Annotated in this window: 18 protein-coding genes; 12 read left to right on the top strand and 6 right to left on the bottom strand. The window is 64.2% G+C overall.

The window, feature by feature from the left end; all coding sequences use genetic code 11:
• Positions 1-102 precede the first annotated feature (102 nt).
• Complete coding sequence (gene ychF / locus AC1MED_RS13475; RefSeq protein ID WP_479783766.1) at positions 103-1188, top strand: redox-regulated ATPase YchF; 1086 nt, start codon at positions 103-105, stop codon at positions 1186-1188.
• A gap of 208 nt (positions 1189-1396) precedes the next feature.
• On the opposite strand, the gene AC1MED_RS13470 is transcribed toward ychF, so the two are convergent.
• A complete protein-coding gene (locus AC1MED_RS13470; protein WP_479783765.1) occupies positions 1397-2074 on the bottom strand; it encodes a GNAT family N-acetyltransferase in 678 nt (225 codons plus the stop codon).
• Positions 2075-2435: 361 nt separating this feature from the next.
• Positions 2436-2936, bottom strand: a complete 501-nt coding sequence (locus AC1MED_RS13465) for a DUF4188 domain-containing protein (RefSeq protein WP_479783764.1) — start codon at positions 2934-2936, stop codon at positions 2436-2438.
• Positions 2937-2989: 53 nt separating this feature from the next.
• On the opposite strand from AC1MED_RS13465, the gene AC1MED_RS13460 reads away from it, so the two are divergent.
• The 5 genes from AC1MED_RS13460 (at position 2990) to AC1MED_RS13440 (ending at position 6538) form a co-directional block, all read left to right on the top strand.
• A complete protein-coding gene (locus AC1MED_RS13460; protein ID WP_479783763.1) occupies positions 2990-3607 on the top strand; it encodes a TetR/AcrR family transcriptional regulator in 618 nt (205 codons plus the stop codon).
• A gap of 84 nt (positions 3608-3691) precedes the next feature.
• A complete protein-coding gene (locus AC1MED_RS13455) occupies positions 3692-4216 on the top strand; it encodes a hypothetical protein (RefSeq protein ID WP_479783762.1) in 525 nt (174 codons plus the stop codon).
• Positions 4217-4529: 313 nt separating this feature from the next.
• The gene (locus tag AC1MED_RS13450) at positions 4530-5183 is read left to right on the top strand and encodes an SDR family NAD(P)-dependent oxidoreductase (protein ID WP_479783761.1); all 654 of its coding nucleotides are present in this window, start codon (positions 4530-4532) and stop codon (positions 5181-5183) included.
• Positions 5184-5352: 169 nt separating this feature from the next.
• Positions 5353-5787 (top strand): SRPBCC family protein, encoded by a 435-nt coding sequence (locus tag AC1MED_RS13445; protein WP_479783760.1) that lies wholly within the window; start codon positions 5353-5355, stop codon positions 5785-5787.
• Positions 5788-5974: 187 nt separating this feature from the next.
• Entirely contained in the window at positions 5975-6538 is a 564-nt protein-coding gene (locus AC1MED_RS13440; RefSeq protein WP_479783759.1) for a dihydrofolate reductase family protein, read from the top strand.
• 47 nt (positions 6539-6585) lie between these two features.
• Here the strand turns inward: AC1MED_RS13440 and AC1MED_RS13435 are convergent, their stop codons facing one another.
• From AC1MED_RS13435 to AC1MED_RS13425, 3 genes are read right to left on the bottom strand one after another with little or no spacing between them, the layout of a single operon-like run.
• A complete protein-coding gene (locus tag AC1MED_RS13435) occupies positions 6586-7353 on the bottom strand; it encodes an SCO1664 family protein (protein WP_479783758.1) in 768 nt (255 codons plus the stop codon).
• The gene (locus tag AC1MED_RS13430; protein WP_479783757.1) at positions 7353-7907 is read right to left on the bottom strand and encodes a DUF3090 domain-containing protein; all 555 of its coding nucleotides are present in this window, start codon (positions 7905-7907) and stop codon (positions 7353-7355) included. Before AC1MED_RS13430 ends, AC1MED_RS13435 begins: the two co-directional genes overlap by 1 nt.
• A gap of 24 nt (positions 7908-7931) precedes the next feature.
• Positions 7932-8624 carry a histidine phosphatase family protein gene (locus AC1MED_RS13425; protein WP_479783756.1) on the bottom strand — a complete coding sequence of 231 codons (693 nt, stop codon included), beginning with the start codon at positions 8622-8624 and terminating at the stop codon, positions 7932-7934.
• An 80-nt stretch (positions 8625-8704) separates the two neighbouring features.
• Here AC1MED_RS13425 and AC1MED_RS13420 point away from each other — a divergent pair, with 80 nt between their 5' ends.
• From AC1MED_RS13420 to AC1MED_RS13395, 6 genes are all read left to right on the top strand, one after another.
• Complete coding sequence (locus tag AC1MED_RS13420) at positions 8705-8956, top strand: hypothetical protein (RefSeq protein ID WP_479783755.1); 252 nt, start codon at positions 8705-8707, stop codon at positions 8954-8956.
• A 99-nt stretch (positions 8957-9055) separates the two neighbouring features.
• Positions 9056-9760, top strand: coding sequence for a class I SAM-dependent methyltransferase (locus AC1MED_RS13415; RefSeq protein WP_479783754.1), 705 nt, complete (start codon positions 9056-9058; stop codon positions 9758-9760).
• A gap of 23 nt (positions 9761-9783) precedes the next feature.
• A complete protein-coding gene (locus tag AC1MED_RS13410; RefSeq protein ID WP_479783753.1) occupies positions 9784-10368 on the top strand; it encodes a hypothetical protein in 585 nt (194 codons plus the stop codon).
• A gap of 343 nt (positions 10369-10711) precedes the next feature.
• Positions 10712-12493: an ABC transporter family substrate-binding protein gene (locus AC1MED_RS13405; protein ID WP_479783752.1), complete on the top strand. Its 1782-nt coding sequence runs from the start codon at positions 10712-10714 to the stop codon at positions 12491-12493.
• A gap of 185 nt (positions 12494-12678) precedes the next feature.
• Positions 12679-14220 (top strand): ABC transporter permease, encoded by a 1542-nt coding sequence (locus AC1MED_RS13400; RefSeq protein ID WP_479783751.1) that lies wholly within the window; start codon positions 12679-12681, stop codon positions 14218-14220.
• Positions 14217-15323 carry an ABC transporter permease gene (locus AC1MED_RS13395; protein ID WP_479781185.1) on the top strand — a complete coding sequence of 369 codons (1107 nt, stop codon included), beginning with the start codon at positions 14217-14219 and terminating at the stop codon, positions 15321-15323. The genes AC1MED_RS13400 and AC1MED_RS13395 overlap by 4 nt, the downstream gene beginning before the upstream one ends.
• A 33-nt stretch (positions 15324-15356) precedes the next feature.
• On the opposite strand, the gene AC1MED_RS13390 is transcribed toward AC1MED_RS13395, so the two are convergent.
• On the bottom strand, positions 15357-15986 hold the full coding sequence (locus AC1MED_RS13390) for a PH domain-containing protein (protein ID WP_479783750.1): 630 nt from the start codon (positions 15984-15986) through the stop codon (positions 15357-15359).
• Positions 15987-16022: the final 36 nt, after the last annotated feature.

Genomic DNA, 16022 nt, shown 5'->3' with positions numbered 1-16022 from the left:
GACGCCTGATCCGCGAGCGCCGGCCGCCCGGGGCAACGCCGACGGCGAACGGCGCCCCGCCGCCGCAGGGGGAGGAGGCGTTTACCGGTAGAATCAATACTCGTGGCTCTTACTATTGGCATCGTCGGACTGCCCAACGTCGGCAAATCAACCCTTTTCAACGCACTGACCCGCAACCAGGTGCTCGCGGCGAACTACCCGTTCGCCACGATCGAGCCCAACGTCGGCGTCGTGAACCTGCCGGACCCGCGGCTCGAGAAGCTGGCCGCCATCTTCGGCTCCGCACGCCTGCTCCCGGCTGCCGTGTCCTTTGTGGACATCGCCGGCATCGTCAAGGGCGCCTCCGAGGGTGAGGGCCTAGGCAACCAGTTCCTCGCGAACATCCGGGAGGCCGAGGCGATCGCCCAGGTCGTCCGCGTGTTCGATGACCCCGACGTCATCCACGTCGACGGCAGGGTCGATCCCCGCTCGGACATGGAGACCATCAACACCGAGTTGATCCTGGCCGACCTCCAGACCATCGAGAAGGCCGTCCCGCGGATCGAAAAAGAAGTCAAGATCAAGAAGCGCGAAGCCGCCGAGCTGGCCGCCGTCAAGGCTGCCCAGGCGGTGCTGGAGCGCGGCGACACCATCTTCTCCTCGATCAAGAGCGACAAGCTGGAAATGGAACACCTCAAGGAACTCGGCCTGCTCACGGCTAAGCCCTTCATCTACGTCTTCAACGCGGACGAGGGCATCCTGGGCAGCCCGGAGAAGCAGGAAGAGCTGCGCGCCCTGGTGGCCCCGGCCGACTGCATCTTCCTCGACGCCAAGCTGGAATCAGACCTCGTCGAACTGGACGAGGAAGAAGCCCGCGAAATGCTGGAAATGAACGGCCAGGACGAGTCCGGCCTGGACCAGCTGGCCCGCGTCGGCTTCCACACGCTGGGCCTGCAGACCTACCTGACCGCCGGCCCCAAAGAGACCCGCGCCTGGACCATCCACCAGGGCGACACGGCTCCCCAGGCTGCCGGTGTCATCCACTCCGACTTCCAGCGAGGCTTCATCAAGGCCGAAGTCGTCTCCTTCGACGACCTGATCGAGGCCGGTTCCATGGCCGAGGCGAAGGCCCGCGGCAAGGTCCGGATCGAAGGCAAGGAATACGTTATGGCCGACGGCGACGTGGTTGAATTTAGATTCAATGTGTAGATTCTTCGCCTGAATCAGTAGAAATGCCGCCCTCCGTGAAAACGTACGAGGGCGGCATTTCTTCTAACAGAATTGATAGTCGTAGCATCAAAAACCTTCGGACGGAGTCCCGGTGCATAGGAAATTTCGGGCTTTTTCCTCGGATACCCAATGACCTGCGACTCCAACGCGAGGCGATGCGGGTCTTTCCCTTGCCAGCGCTCACGAGTCATTTCACAGCTAACCCCTTGATACCGACCGGGGAGGGGGCCATCTCGGTCGTTTCCTTATGGCCCGAGTCCGTCGGAGGCAGATCCGGTACGCTCCGTGGACCTGCAGTCCACTCCCGGTCCAGTATTCCGAAGACGAACTCACTTCCCCACGTACCTTTGAAAAAGACGTTTTCGTGGAAGTGGGCTTCCCTCCGCATTCCCACCCTGTCAAGAAGCCGGGCCGCAGAATCGTTGAGCGCGTCGGTGACAGCTAGTATGCGGTGGAGATGCAACTGCTCGAAGGCGTAGCCGAGGAGCCCCAGAACCGCCTCACGGCCATACCCGTGCCCCTGGTGCTCGGGCGCTAGCGTAAATCCCAATTCCGCCTCGCTCTTTTCAGTGTCGTTCACCTTTAATGCAACATCGCCGATGAGAATGCCGTCGGCACGTCTTTCGAGGGCGAACTGGTACCACTCTCCCGGTATGCCGGGCTGGATGTTTTGCATCGAGTTGATGAGGGTGCGACCTTGTTCAAGGGTGTAATTGCTCCAGCTTTGGTACCGCTCGACCTGGGGCTGGGCGCGATAGGCGGCAAAGGCTTCTGCATCTGCCGGATGGAATGGGCGGGCGTGAAGGCGCGGTGTTTCGAAATGGGCGACAACGGGTCCTGTTTCGGGGCTGTTGAAAGTCGGCATTTCGTTTATTCTCCTTGTCGGAACTTTGGATTTGTTTCGGGAGAGCTGCGGCCCGTCCGCACGGTGGTGAAGCCTGCTGGCTGCCATGGAAGGGCTGCGGATGCCGGACGCGGCTTCGCCGCCGCGACGGACGGCTCGGTGCGGCACTGTTCGGCCACAGCTGTCGCGCTCGGGAGTATATCAGCGGAGCGCTATCCGGAGCGCGATACGGAGCACCCGTGCCCGGGCCTGCGCCGGGTTCGCCGGAAGCGTGCCGGTTCGCCGTCCGTGGCGGAGAATCACGGCGATGACTCCAATGAACGGGCTCTGCCTTCACTATTGGCCGGGGACCTTTCACAGTGAGAACTGCAATCTAGACGTCTCATTCGGGCAAACGCCGGCTTGCCTTGTCTGCCTCCAGACGCTGGCGTGCGGTGTTGAGTCCTGCTCCGACCGGGACGTGGCCGGTAGCTGATGCCAGCCCGAAGACCGGCATGTCGCTGTACATGCTTTCCCTGCCACCCGGGATCGTCTCGTAGGTCTCGTGCCACACCCCGACGTCGCCAGTGCCAGCTGATTCGCGCATGAACCGGCGCCAGGGCTCAAGGTGCGGCGCGGACCGGTCCGCCGCGAACCGCTGCAGATGCTCCGGGCTCTTCCAGTAGGTGACCATGATGGTGGTCCGGCCGAACCATTGCTGGTAGCCCAGCAACCCTGCATCCGGCGTCTTGGCCAGGTAGGCAAGCATCTTGGGCATGGACGCCCCCACCTGTGCCACCTTCCCGAATTTCCACCAGCGGTTCGCGCGCATCCCAATCAGGAAGACTGTCACCGGTCCTCCGGGAGCGGCAGTGAAACGCCCTGTGTGAACTTGGTCAGCCATTTCTTTTCCTTTCATAACAGTGTTACAGAACAGTGTTATGGAATACTTGCTGTATGGCAAGACCCGTAGTCCACGACGAAAACCTGCGCCGCAGGCTGCTCGACGCCGCAGCCTCCCTGATCGCCCGCGACGGCGCCGCCGTCGTATCGCTGCGCGGCCTTGCCGCTTCCGCGGGGACGTCGACGACGGCGGTGTATTCACTCTTCGGGGGGAAAGCGGAACTGCTGAGTGCCGTGCTCGACGACGGCTTCGCGTCCTTTGCTGCCTCCCAGCAGGACGCAGCCGATGGCGGGGTCGAAGCATTGGGGCTGGCCTACCGAGCCTGGGCCCTGGAGCATCCGGTTCTCTACGGCCTGATGTTCAGTGGTTCGCTGGCCAGCCAAGTACCCTGCCGGCCGACACCGGGAGCCGCTGAACCAGCAATAGGGCCGCTGTTCGCCGCAGTTGCCGCAGCGATGCCAGGAGCGCCGGAGGATGAGATCGCCTCGATGGTCGGCGTGGTGTGGGGCCAAGTCCACGGGATGGTGTCACTGGAACTTGCCGGGGCGCCAGCGGCTGGCTGGACGTGGGAAGCGGCCTATGATGCCGGCCTTCGGCAGATTGGCCGCTCGCTGGGACGCCAGGGAAGGACTTTGACCCCAAGCGAAGGGAGATCAGAAGTGGAGGTCTGACGGCCGTCGGTCCGGATCCGCAAGTCGTCCACATACGGCAGGATTCTGATCCGCACAGCCTGCTGTCCGTTCAGTATTGGTCCCATGGGAATCCGATACTACGCCTACGCATTTGACAGTGATCAGGCCGGGAAAGCACTTGCTGATCCACGCACCATGATCGGCCCCGACCCGCTCGCGGATGCGTTCGGCCTTGAGCCTGGCTTTGTTCAGGGCGTCACAGACCTCCGGCAATCTCTCCCGGAGCGTGACCTCCTCTACCTCGACAAAGCATGGCCGTATTTGCAGCGGCTCACTGCTCCGCGCTCGTCGGGTTCTGCAGCCAGAGCTTCCTACCGGATGTTCGAAGGGCATGTGACACATGCCGACGATGGTTTCACCTGGCAGCCGTGGGTGCGCGCACTTCCGCCGCACGAGGTCGCACTGATTGCCCGGGACCTTGAGGCGATCGACGACCACGACATCAACGCCGTCCTGGGCGGGTCCCGCTCGTCCGGCCAGTCGCTGGAGTCCGAGGTGGCCTATGCCGCCGCTTTCCTTGATAGAGCGAAAGATTTCGTCCGCGCGGCGGCCTCGAACGGGCGCGGATTTGCTTACATGATCGGTTGACAGAGGTTCAGCAGCAACGGGCCGACGTTAGAGGTGACCATGACGGCGTTCGGCGGGCGAGTGCCAACACGTTATTCCGAGACGGAACGTGGTTGAGTTCCGGTTTAACGGTTAGCCCACAGAATTTTGAGACGGCCCCAGATGCTTCCGCATCTGGGGCCGTCTCCGTTGGCGCGGTGGGAGCCTCGGTGGGTTCTGGGTGCCGAGTGTGCAATAGCCGGTGTCTCGGATGGCCGCCAATGGCGGTTCCCAAGAGTGCGCAGGAATCCGACCCGCGCTGGGCTACCTGCAGCACGTGGCCTAGGATCTACCCATGACGACTCTTCAGGGTGCAGTTGTTCTGGTAGTCGGCGCCACCGGCGGACTCGGTTCGCGCATCGCCGCTCAGCTGGAGAGCAACGGGGCCGTCGTCGTCCGATCGTCAAAGTCTGGTGGGCATGATCTGCGCATACGCTCCGTGATCCAGAAGGTGCTGGATGACACGAATGCGCAGTACGGACGTCTCGACGGGCTAGTGGTTGCATCCGGGGTCGTCGCCTTCGGCGCCGCATCAGACCTTGAACCGGCCACGGTGGACGAACTCTTTGCTGTGAACACGACCAGTTCGATCCAGCTCATTACCCAGAGCCAGCCCTACCTCGCGGCCTCGGCACGTGAGGGCCGGGAGCCCTTCGTGGTCACACTGAGCGGTGTTGTCGCCGAGGCACCCGTCGCCGGTCTGGCGGCATACTCGGCGTCGAAGGCTGGGCTCGCGGCCTTTGTTGTCGCAGCGGCGCGTGAGTATCGCCGCGCGGGCATCCGAATCGTGGACGCCCGCCCAGGCCACACCGGCACCGCGCTGTCCAAGCATCCGATCGCCGGGTCAGCGCCGCGATTCGGAGCGGGGCTGGATCCGGACATGGTTGCAGCGCGGATTATCACCGCGATTGTCAACGGCGAGAAAGATCTGCCCGGCACTGCCTTCTAGACTCGGTCAGATGTTCATTTGCAGGGCCCATGGGCATCAGCCAGAGGGCCGGCCGATTGTGTAGTGCTGACGATCCGCGGTGATCCCGGCCGGCAAGCGCGTCATGCGATAGTTGGAAAAGTCCGCCACCGGCATCTCCGGCCCGTTAGCAATACACAGAGGAACACCCATGGTGAACGTCCAGACCGAAATACTGATCGGACGGCCCCGCGACATCGTGGCCAGTTATGCTTCCGACCCGGACAACGCGCCAGCTTGGTACGTGAACATACGATCTGCACAATGGCAGACTCCGCGGCCCTTGGCGGTCGGATCCCGGGTTGCCTTCACCGCGCGATTCCTGGGCCGAAATCTGGATTATGTCTACGAAATAAGCGAGCTGGTCCCTGGCTGCAAGCTCACTATGCGGACCAGTCAAGGTCCTTTCCCGATGCGGTCCAGCTACAGCTGGTCCGATGAGAACGGCGCGACCCGCATGACCCTCCGCAACACAGGTGAACCCTCCGGATTCTCAGCACTTGCCGCCACCTTCATGGCCCCAATGATGCGCAGGGCCATGCGCAAGGACCTGGAGAACCTCAAAAATATCCTCGAAGCCCACTAATCCACCAGGGCCCTCGCGCTTCCCGCGCCAGTGCGGCCCCTCGCTCGATCCGGAGCAGAGAACACGTGGGCCGAGGCACCCTTTTCGTCCTCCCGATCGGCGTCTTTCAGCGGCGCATCTCTGGAGTTGGCTGGACGTCTGTTTCCCTGGTCTGTACACGAATACCGACTCACGGGAGACTGGCGCCATGCGGAAATTGACCTTCGGCATGAACCTGAGCCTGGACGGCTACGTCGCCGCGCCCGGCGGCGACATCGGCTGGAGTGTACCGAGCGATGAGCTGTTCCAATGGTGGTCCGACCGGGTGGCGGCGACCGGGCTGGCGCTGTACGGGCGCAGATTGTGGGAGACGATGAGCTCCCACTGGCCGGCTGCCGACCAGCAGCCTGGCGCCACAACGGCTCAGAAAGAGTTCGCCCGCCGCTGGCGGGACATGCCAAAGGTGGTGTTCTCCTCGACGATCAGCACGGTGGATTGGAATACCCGTCTGGTCGCCGGCGACGCGGTCGCCGAGATCACCAGGCTCAAGGCCGACGGCGGCGCCTCGATGGACATCGGCGGTGCCACACTCGCCGCGGCGGCCATGCAGGCCGGGCTGATCGATGAGTACGCAATCGTCACCCATCCGGTGCTGGTGGGCGGGGGCACGCCGTTCTTCACAGCCCTGGACAACCGCGTGGACCTGAGCTTGCTGGAGACCCGGATGTTTCCCGGCGGTGTGGTTCTTAACAGGTACGAGACCCGGCACTGAGTGCCCGCCGACACGGCGGAATGCGAACCCTGGCCACTATCGCTTCTCTAGAACAGCGGCCAGGGCACCGCCGGCATCTCACCTCGCGGAGCCGGAAACCGCCCTGCCAGGCGCAAGCGGGCGCAGCGCGAGGCGAGCGCTGCGATTTCGTCGGCGCTGAGCAAGTCCGCCAGGTCTCGGCCCAGCCCACCGTGCAGTCCTTCGCTGACACGGTCGAGGCCGTCGCGTTCCTCGGCGGTCAGCGCGTCTCCCAGCCATCCCCACAGCACCGTGCGCAGCTTGTGATCAGGGTGAAAGGTGAGCCCATGGTCCACGCCGTGCCGGTGTCCGTCCGTCATGGCAAGAATATGGTCGCCTTTGCGGTCGGCGTTGTTGACGATGATGTCGAACACCGCCATGCGCCTGAGCGCCGGCGAGTCTTCGTGAACGAGGGTCACCATTCGTCCGTTCTCATCTCGTCCCTCGAGGACGTGTTTCCAGCCCGTCTCCGGCACCCGGTCCGTCGCGACCAGGTCCACGGCGCTTTGGGCGGGGTCCCTCTCCTGCCAGAGCTGCACCATTCCCTCGCCCATCGGACCATCGCGTAGCCAAGTGTGCGGCACAACGTCCCAGCCGAAGACCTGGGAGACCAGGTACGCGGCCACTTCCCGGTGAGCCAGGGTGCCGTGGGGAAAATCCCACAGCGGCTTTTCGCCTGCTATCGGCTTGTAGACGACCGCCAGGTCACCGATGCTGCCCAGGAATGTGGCGTTCGAAGCAGTCGTGATGCGGCCGGTAAGCGTCAGCTCGGCGGTCACCAGGTCCGTCGCCGGCATCAGGCCTCGGGGAGGGTGCAGATGTGCCCGTCGGCGTCGATGGGGTAACCGCAGAGCGGGCACGTCGGACGCCCGGCGCCCACTATCTCACGGGTGCGTTTGGCGAATGCGCGGGCGGTGCCGACCGGTATTCGCACCAGCAGCATTTCGGGTTCCGCAGTGTCGTCCTCTGCAAGCAATGGGTCGTTGTCATCGGCGTCGACGTCGGTGATGGGGTAGGCCTCAATGACGACCTGGGCCGTGGTGGGGTCCCAGCCCAAGCTCATGGCCCCGGTGCGGAACTGCTCCTGCACCGCCTCGAGCTGGTCATTGTCGACAAGTTCAATGGGAGTGCCGGTGGGAACGCTGAAGGGGTTGCCCTCGACTGTGAGGAGCTGGTCGAGAATTTCGTCGACCTTCTCCGCGAGCAGAGCAGCCTGCTGCTTCTCCAAGGCAATACTCACGATCTGCTTCCCTGCGCGCACCTGCAGATAGAACGTACGTGCCCCCGGACGGCCAATGGTGCCAACGACGACCCGATCAGGCCAGGCAAACTCGTGAACACGTGTAGGCATGTCAGTATTTTAGGCACATGAGGTTCATGGCGTCGCCTGCCCTGCACCGCCGCCCACCGGCGCATCGCCGGAGTGGATGCCGTTCGACAGCCACGACAGATCACCCGCATCGGTGTTGGTCGCGTAGACGCTCGGCCGACTGGCGCCGTAGCGCACGATCGATATGGAGGCGGGGCCCACATTAATACGCTGGAACAGGTCGAGGTGCATGCCGAGCGCGTCGGCGAGGACCGACTTGATGATGTCACCGTGACTCACCGCCACCCACACGGCCCCTGGCCCGAACTCGGCTTCGAAGGCTGCATCGTGGCGTCGAATCGCTGCCACGGACCGGGCCTGCATCCCTGCCATCGATTCACCGCCGGGAAAGACGACGGCGGACGGTTGCGACTGCACGACCGGCCACAATTCCTCGGCCGCGAGATCACTGAGCGTACGGCCCTGCCACTGGCCGTAGTCGCACTCGGTGAGAGCCGGATCGACCGGCGCATACGGCGTGCCAGCCTGGCGATCGAGGATGAGCTGGGCAGTCTGTTGGCAACGCTCGAGAGGACTGGATACCACCCCAACTAAGGGCACGGCCGCGAGCCGGTCTCCGGTCAGAGCCGCCTGGTCCCGCCCGATCTGGTCCAGGCTGACGCCGAAGGCCCGCCCGGCCAGCAGTCCGGTGGCATTCGCGGTGGTGCGGCCGTGCCGCACGAGGATAACTGTCGCCATCCACCCAGCCTAACCACCCGGTCGATGGCGGATCGCACCGAACCGGGCCGCGTCGAACGGGCAAACGATGCACTGTACGCATGACGTCGTTGATGGAACACTGCGGGATGAACATCTTTGAGTGGTGGCCCCTGGTCGATGCGGAAACACGCGGCTGGCTCATTTTGCACAACGGTGAGTCGCTGCCGCCGCGTGTGTTCTCCAACATCATGGCGGTCACCGGCGGCACGGCCGATTCCGACTGGTGGGCTGGCGAAACTGCAGACGGTCCCCAGCTTTCCGATGAGGCTGTGGACTGGATCGAGGCTGCCGCCAACGATGAAGAGCCGTAACGCAGGCGGGACAGGCGCCCCGGTGCCGAGTAGGCGGCCGGGTTGTTAGGATCGGGCCGACCGTCCTGACCGTATGCGTCTTTCCGAAAGCGGGGATCCGTGAAAGCCGACCATTATGACAATTTTGCCGAGAGCTACTCGGCGGAGAACGAATCCAGCCTCCTCAACGCCTACTACGAGCGGCCGGCAATGATCGGCCTCGCCGGCGACGTGACCGGCCGCCGGATCCTGGACGCCGGGTGCGGCTCCGGGCCCCTGTCCGCGGCGCTGAGCGCTAAAGGCGCGATCATAACGGGCTTCGATTCCAGTCCAGCGATGCTCGACCTGGCAAGACAGCGACTGGGCGCAACCGCTGACCTGCACGTGGCAGACCTCGGCAAACCGCTGCCTTTCGCGGATGGCTCGTTCGACGACGTCGTCTCGTCCCTGGTTCTGCACTACCTCGAAGACTGGTCGGCACCGCTTTCCGAACTGCGGCGCGTGCTGAAGCCGGGCGGTCGCCTGATCCTGTCGGTCAACCACCCCACGGTCACCGTGGTCACCCAACCAGCCGAGGACTACTTCGCCCTCCGGCAGTACTCGGAGGATTACGAGTTCGACGGCGAGCCTGCGGTCCTGACTTTCTGGCACCGGCCACTCCACGCGATGATCAACGCCTTCATCTCGGCCGGATACCGCGTAGCCGCCGTGAGCGAACCGGAGCCATCTCCGGATACACCGCCTGAACTGCTTCCGCCGCGCATCCTCAGCGGCGAGAAGACAGCGTTCCTGTCCTTCATCTTCTTCGTCCTCGAAGCCGACTGAGTGTAGAAGTGGGATGTGGGCCCATGAGCCGACGCGAGGGATGGGGTGCGGCGCTCCTGGCGGCGGCAGCGCTGGCCGGGTGGGGCGGAAGTGCAGTGTCGGAGGCCGCCAAGGTTGCCGCCAGTTCGCATCTCGTCCTTTTCGTCGCTGTGCCAGCCGAATGTATTGGCGCGTGGCTCGTGGCTACGGCTCTAATAGCGGCCGTTGCCGCGGTGATCCTTCTGGTGCCGCCAATGATCAGAAGGATCCGCCCCCGCAAGCTGAGTCTTGCAGCCGCGTGGACCGCTGGTCTGGCTGCGGCCGCTGCGGTGCCCTACCTTGCACTCCTGTTGTTCTTCGCCGTCCTCACAGCTGTCGTGTCTGCTGACTATGTGAGGCTTGAAGCCGCTGACGGCCAGTCGGTGCTCATCACCCAGGACCAGTTCGACGGCGAGGCAGTCGACATCTATGTTCGGCACGACGACACCCACTACCGGTGGAGCCGCAGCGCGCCCGAGCTTGCCGGCTGGCCGCGCGTAAAGGATCAGAACTGCAGGCTCGACCCGGTCGGCGGCGGGCTTCAACTGGTCTGTAACTCCGGCACCCTGGCAATCGGTCAGAACCTATAACCTCGGTCGACGCGCCGTCGCTGGGCCCCCGCCGGGCCGGTAATGGCCGATTAACTCGAAAAGCCCCGATTCGCATGAATCCGGCCTTTTTGATGCGTTTCGTCCCTATCTTGCGGTGTCCCATCCGTCAATGAATTTCGACAAAATTTACTTAACGGCCCCGCCAATTGTTGCAGCTCGATAACGAACTATACCGAGGGTCAACTTTCGTGCCCTTCTGACCCGTCGCGGGTTTACGCTTCATGCCATGTGAGACGCGCCACACTGCCGCTGGGGGAGTGTGGACGTCTGGCGGGTGCCTACGGCGCCGGTCTCATCCACACCACAGAAACAAGGAGGCGGAATGCGCTTCGGTCGTATTTCCAAAGCAGTGGGGGTCGCGGCGGCAGCGGCGCTCGCACTGAGCGCCTGTGCAGGCAACAGCGGCGGGTCAACCCCCTCGACTGCTGCTGCGGCAGGCAAGTCAGGCGGATCGGCAACGGTCGTCGAGGTTAACGCGTTCAACACGTTCAACCCGAATACCGCGGACGGCAACACTGACATCAACTCGAAAGTCAGCTACGCCACCCACTCCGGGTTCTTCTACATCGACAACAAGCTGAACGTTGTGCGCAACGAAAAGTTCGGCAAGATGGAAAAGGTCTCAGACAACCCACTCACCGTGAAGTACACCATCAACGACGGTGTTAAGTGGTCCGACGGCACCCCCGTCACGGCAGCCGACCTGGTCCTCCAGTGGGCCGCATTCTCCGGCTACTACAACGACGCAGACGCCGAAGGCAAAAAGGGAACCACCTACTTCTCCTACGCCGGTGACCCGACCGGTATCGCGCTGACCGATTTCCCGGAACTCGGCGACGACAACCGTTCCATGACCATCAAGTACTCGAAGCCGTTCGCTGACTGGGAAATCGCCCTCGGCGGCCCGGGCATCGACATCCCGGCCCACGTCCTGGCCAAGAAGGCGGGCCTGGCCGACGCCAAGGCCTTCGTCGACATGATCAAGGAAATGCCCCGCGGCGACGCCAAGAACCCGAAACCCGCCAACAAGCAGCTCAAGGCCATGGCTGACATGTGGAACACCGGCTTCGACACCAAGACGCTGCCGGCCGATCCCAGCCTCTTCCTCTCCAACGGCCCCTACGTCGTGAAGGCGATGAACCAGGACCAGTCCCTGACCATGGTCAAGAACAAGGACTACACCTGGGGCCCGGAGGCCAAGCTGGACGAAATCACCGTCCGCTACATCGGTGAGGCTCCGGCCCAGGTCCAGGCGCTGAAGAACGGCGAGGCCGACATCATCGCCCCGCAGGCTTCCGCCGACACGGTGGAGCAGCTCAAGGCCCTCGAAAGCCAGGGCGTCACGGTGGAGGTGGGCAACCAGCTCTCCTACGACCACATCGACCTGAATTACAGCGGCCCGTTCGCCGACAAGAATGTCCGTGAAGCCTTCATGAAGACGGTTCCGCGCAAGGACATCGTGGACAAGATCGTCAAGAAGCTTGACGACAAGGCCGCCCCGCTGGATTCCCAGCTCTTCGTCCCGGATCAGGCCAAATACGCCGACTCCGTCAAGGACAACGGCTCCTCCGCGTACCAGGACGTTGACATCGAAGGTGCAAAGAAGCTGCTGAACGGTGCCACGCCGTCGGTCCGCATCATGTACAACAAGGACAACCCCAACCGTGTTGACGCCTTCTCCCTGATCCGCGAGTCCGCCGGCAAGGCAGGCTTCAAGGTCGTCGACGGCGGCCTCGGCAAGTCTGACTGGGGCAAGGCCCTCGGCGACGGCAGCTACGACGCCACCATCTTCGGTTGGATCAACTCGGGCGTCGGCGTTTCCGGTGTTCCGCAGATCTTCAAGTCCGGAAACGACTCGAACTTCAACAAGTTCAGCGATCCCGAGGCCGACAAGCTGATGGACGAACTGATCGTCACCACCGACAAGGCCAAGCAGGATGACCTCATCCAGCAGATCGACAAGAAGATCTGGGCCTCGGCCTACGGCCTGCCGCTCTTCCAGGCGGTCGGCGTGGACGCATACAGCGACCGCCTCACCGGTGTGAAGTACATGCCGAACCAGACCGGTGTCTGGTGGAACTTCTGGGAGTGGGCACAGAAGTAGCCCGCAACCGCAAGTGACACTTGCTAGCTGAAGGCGTCGGGACCACGGCTTTACGGTCCCGACGCCTTTCTAGCGACCCTCCCCGGCGATGTCTCGGCGCTAGGCCGCATCTTCCGGGGAATCCGGCCTAACTCTGCGACCGGTCCGGGCGATCCCTGGGCCCGAATACCGAGGTTCTATTCCCCATGGTGACCTACATAGTCCGGCGGCTCATGACTGCCGCCCTCATTCTTCTCGGTGCATCCTTCCTGGTGTATCTCCTGACAGCGGCGTCAGGGGATCCCCTTGAGGAATACCGGGCCATCAACGCAGCGAACAAGCAGCAACTGATGGACGCCCGCACCGAACTCCTGCAGCTGGACGTCCCGCCGCCGCTGCGCTACTTCAAGTGGCTCGGCGGTGCGGCCCAGTGCCTCATCCCCTTCGCCGGCTCCTGCGACCTGGGCAAGAACATCGTCGGCCAGCCCGTCACCGACGCCCTGGGACACGCCCTGGTCCAGACCCTGACGCTGGTCACCGGCGCCACAGTGCTGGCCATTTTGATCGGCATCACGCTGGGCATTGTCACGGCCCTGCGCCAGTACAGCGCGTTGGACTACGGCGTGACGTTCATGGCATTCCTGTTCTTCTCGCTGCCGATCTTCTGGGTCGCCGTCCTGCTCAAGGAATTCGGCGCCATCGGCTTCAACAACTTCCTGCGCAATCCCGAAATCCCGATTCCGACTGCCATCGCCATCGGCGTGGTCTTCGGTGCCGTGATCGCGGTGGCCGTGGGCGGCGAGCTCAAGCGGCGGGTGCTCACGGGCGGCGTCGTCTTCCTCTTTGTCACCGCCATCCTGGTCTACTTCTCCGCCACCGAATGGTTCAAGACCCCGGGCCTGGGGCCGGTGCTGATCGCGATCGCCGGCGTCGGCCTGGCCTTCGCCGTCACCCTGCTCACCGCCGGCCTGAAAAACCGCAAGGCCCTGCAGTCCGCGCTGATCAGCGTCGGCGTCGGCGTCGTGCTGTACTTCGTGGTCGAGCCCCTGCTGGACCAGGCCACCTTCCTGATGATCGTGCTGCTGGGTGTCGCCACCGTCCTGGTCGGCCTGGGCATCGGCTACCTCGTGGGCGGCTACGACCGCGGGCAGTCGATGCGCGCGGCCGCCATCACCTCGTTCCTGGTGGGATTCCTGATCCTGCTGGACCGGTTTATGCAGGCCTGGCCGACGTACTTCAACAACAGCCGGGTCCGCGGGCGCCCCATCGCCACCATCGGGGCGAGCACCCCGAACATTGAAGGCGATTTCTGGGTGCTGGGCCTGGACTCCTTCACCCACCTGATCCTGCCGACCCTGGCCCTGATCCTGATCTCCCTGGCCAGCTACACCCGGTTCACCCGGGCCTCGATGCTGGAAATCATGAACATGGACTACATCCGGACCGCCCGGGCCAAGGGCCTGACCGAACGGACCGTGGTGATGCGCCACGCCTTCCGCAACGCGCTGATCCCGATCGCCACCATCGTGGCCTTCGACATCGGCGGGTTGATCGGCGGCGCCGTCATCACCGAATCGGTGTTCTCCGTCCGTGGCATGGGTTTCCTCTTCCTGGACGGCATCTCGCACGTGGACCCGAACCCTGTCATGGGTGTCTTCCTGTGCGTCGCCATCACAGCCATGGTGTTCAACCTCATCGCGGACCTCGCCTACTCCGCACTTGATCCGCGCGTAAGGGTAAAAGCATGAGCCAGCCAAGCCAGCAGGACGAAATCATGGCCGAAGAGGCCGCACTGCAGCCCACGCCCGCGGCCGGCATCGAGCCCGTCCTCGAGGCGAAGGGACTAAGCCAGGGCCAGATTGTCCGCAAGCGTTTCCTCGGCCACTCCGGCGCCATCATCGGCCTGGTGGTCTTCGCCTTCATCTTCATCCTCGCGTTCACCTCCGTCGGTTACTGGGGCATCCCGGGCTGGTGGAAATACAACCACGAGCAGGTCTCACCGCTGGTCAACGACGGCGCGCCGACCTCCTCGCTCTGGCCGCTGGCCTGGGGCGAGCACCCCTTCGGGCAGGACCGGATCGGCCGCGACCTGTTTGCCATGACCATGCGCGGGGCGCAGCAGTCCATCACGGTCATGTTCGTCATCGGCCTGATCGCCGGCCTGATCGGCGTGGTGGTCGGGGCCGTCTCGGGCTACTTCCGCGGCTGGGCCGAAGCAATCCTGATGCGGCTGACCGACGTCATCATCATCGTTCCGGCGCTGCTGCTGGCCGCCGTGATGGCACAGATGGCCGGCCGGCGTGACTCGGGCAGCTGGTTCTCCGCCTTCGCCAGCACCAACGGCGTCCTGGCCCTGGGAATCTTCCTCGGGCTGATCAGCTGGGTGAGCCTGGCCCGCCTGATGCGCGGCGAGTTCCTGTCCCTGCGAGAGCGCGAGTTCGTCGACGCGGCCCGGATCTCCGGGGCGAGCAACGCCCGGATCATCTTCAAGCACATCCTGCCGAACGCCGTCGGCGTGCTGATCGTCAACGTCACGCTGACCATGTCTGCGGCGATCCTCACCGAGACGGCGCTGAGCTTCCTCGGCGTCGGCGTCAAGGCCCCGGATACCTCGCTGGGCCTGCTCATCTCGCAGAACCAGCAGGCCTTCTCCACCCGGCCCTGGCTGTTCTGGTTCCCGGGCCTGTTCATCGTGCTGATCTGCCTCAGCATCAACTTCATCGGCGACGGCCTGCGGGATGCGTTCGATCCGCGGCAGAAGAAATTCAATGCCAAGAAAGCGCAGGACACGGCCGGCCGGGCCCCTGAGGCCACGCCGGTGACCGCCCTTGACGGACCCAAGGACCACTAGATGCGCGGCAGCTCCTTCGCCGCCGGCGGCAAGCTACTGGGCGGCCACCGCCCAGTAGCTTGCAGCGAGCAGCAGCACGACGCCGGCGATCGGCGCCCAGCGCGGCGTGACGGTCACAGCCGCCGCGTCGGCGTCGCCTGCGGCGAGGGCACCGCTTTCCACCAGCTCCCGCCAGCGGGTCCGCACCAGGCGTGCTGCCTGGCCGGAGTCGGTGGTCTTGAGGTCGCCGGGCCGGACCGACTGTCCGGGGCCGTAGCTGGTGTCCGGCAGCCCGCGCAGGTCCTCGGGGCGGGCATTGCGTCCGCCCCAGATGCCGGGGGCCGGTGCGGCCCAGGCCGCATAGCTCTTGTCCGCCGTCACGAGGGTGAGGGCGTAGCGGGTGTCCACGTGCACCAGGGCCACCCACGGCACCAGCACGGTGCGGAACGGGTTCTCCAGGGTGACGCCGCCGTCGTGCACCACGACGGCGGGCATCCAGAAGAACTGCCAGCCCAGCAACGCGACCAGCAGCAACGGCGCCGTGGTGGGCAGCGCCGCGGGGCCGGACGAGGAGACCGTCACCACCAGGCCGACGACCGCCACGGTCCAGGCCAGCCAGGCGAACCATTTATTCGTCCGGGCCTTGAAGACTTCAACGTTTCCGGCAGAGGGCACAGTGCTCATGCCCCCCATAATTCAGTATTCCGAGTTCCAGCACTA

The sequence above is a fragment of the Arthrobacter sp. BI5 genome, assembly GCF_056680065.1.
This window is presented reverse-complemented; position numbering and strand designations above follow the sequence as displayed.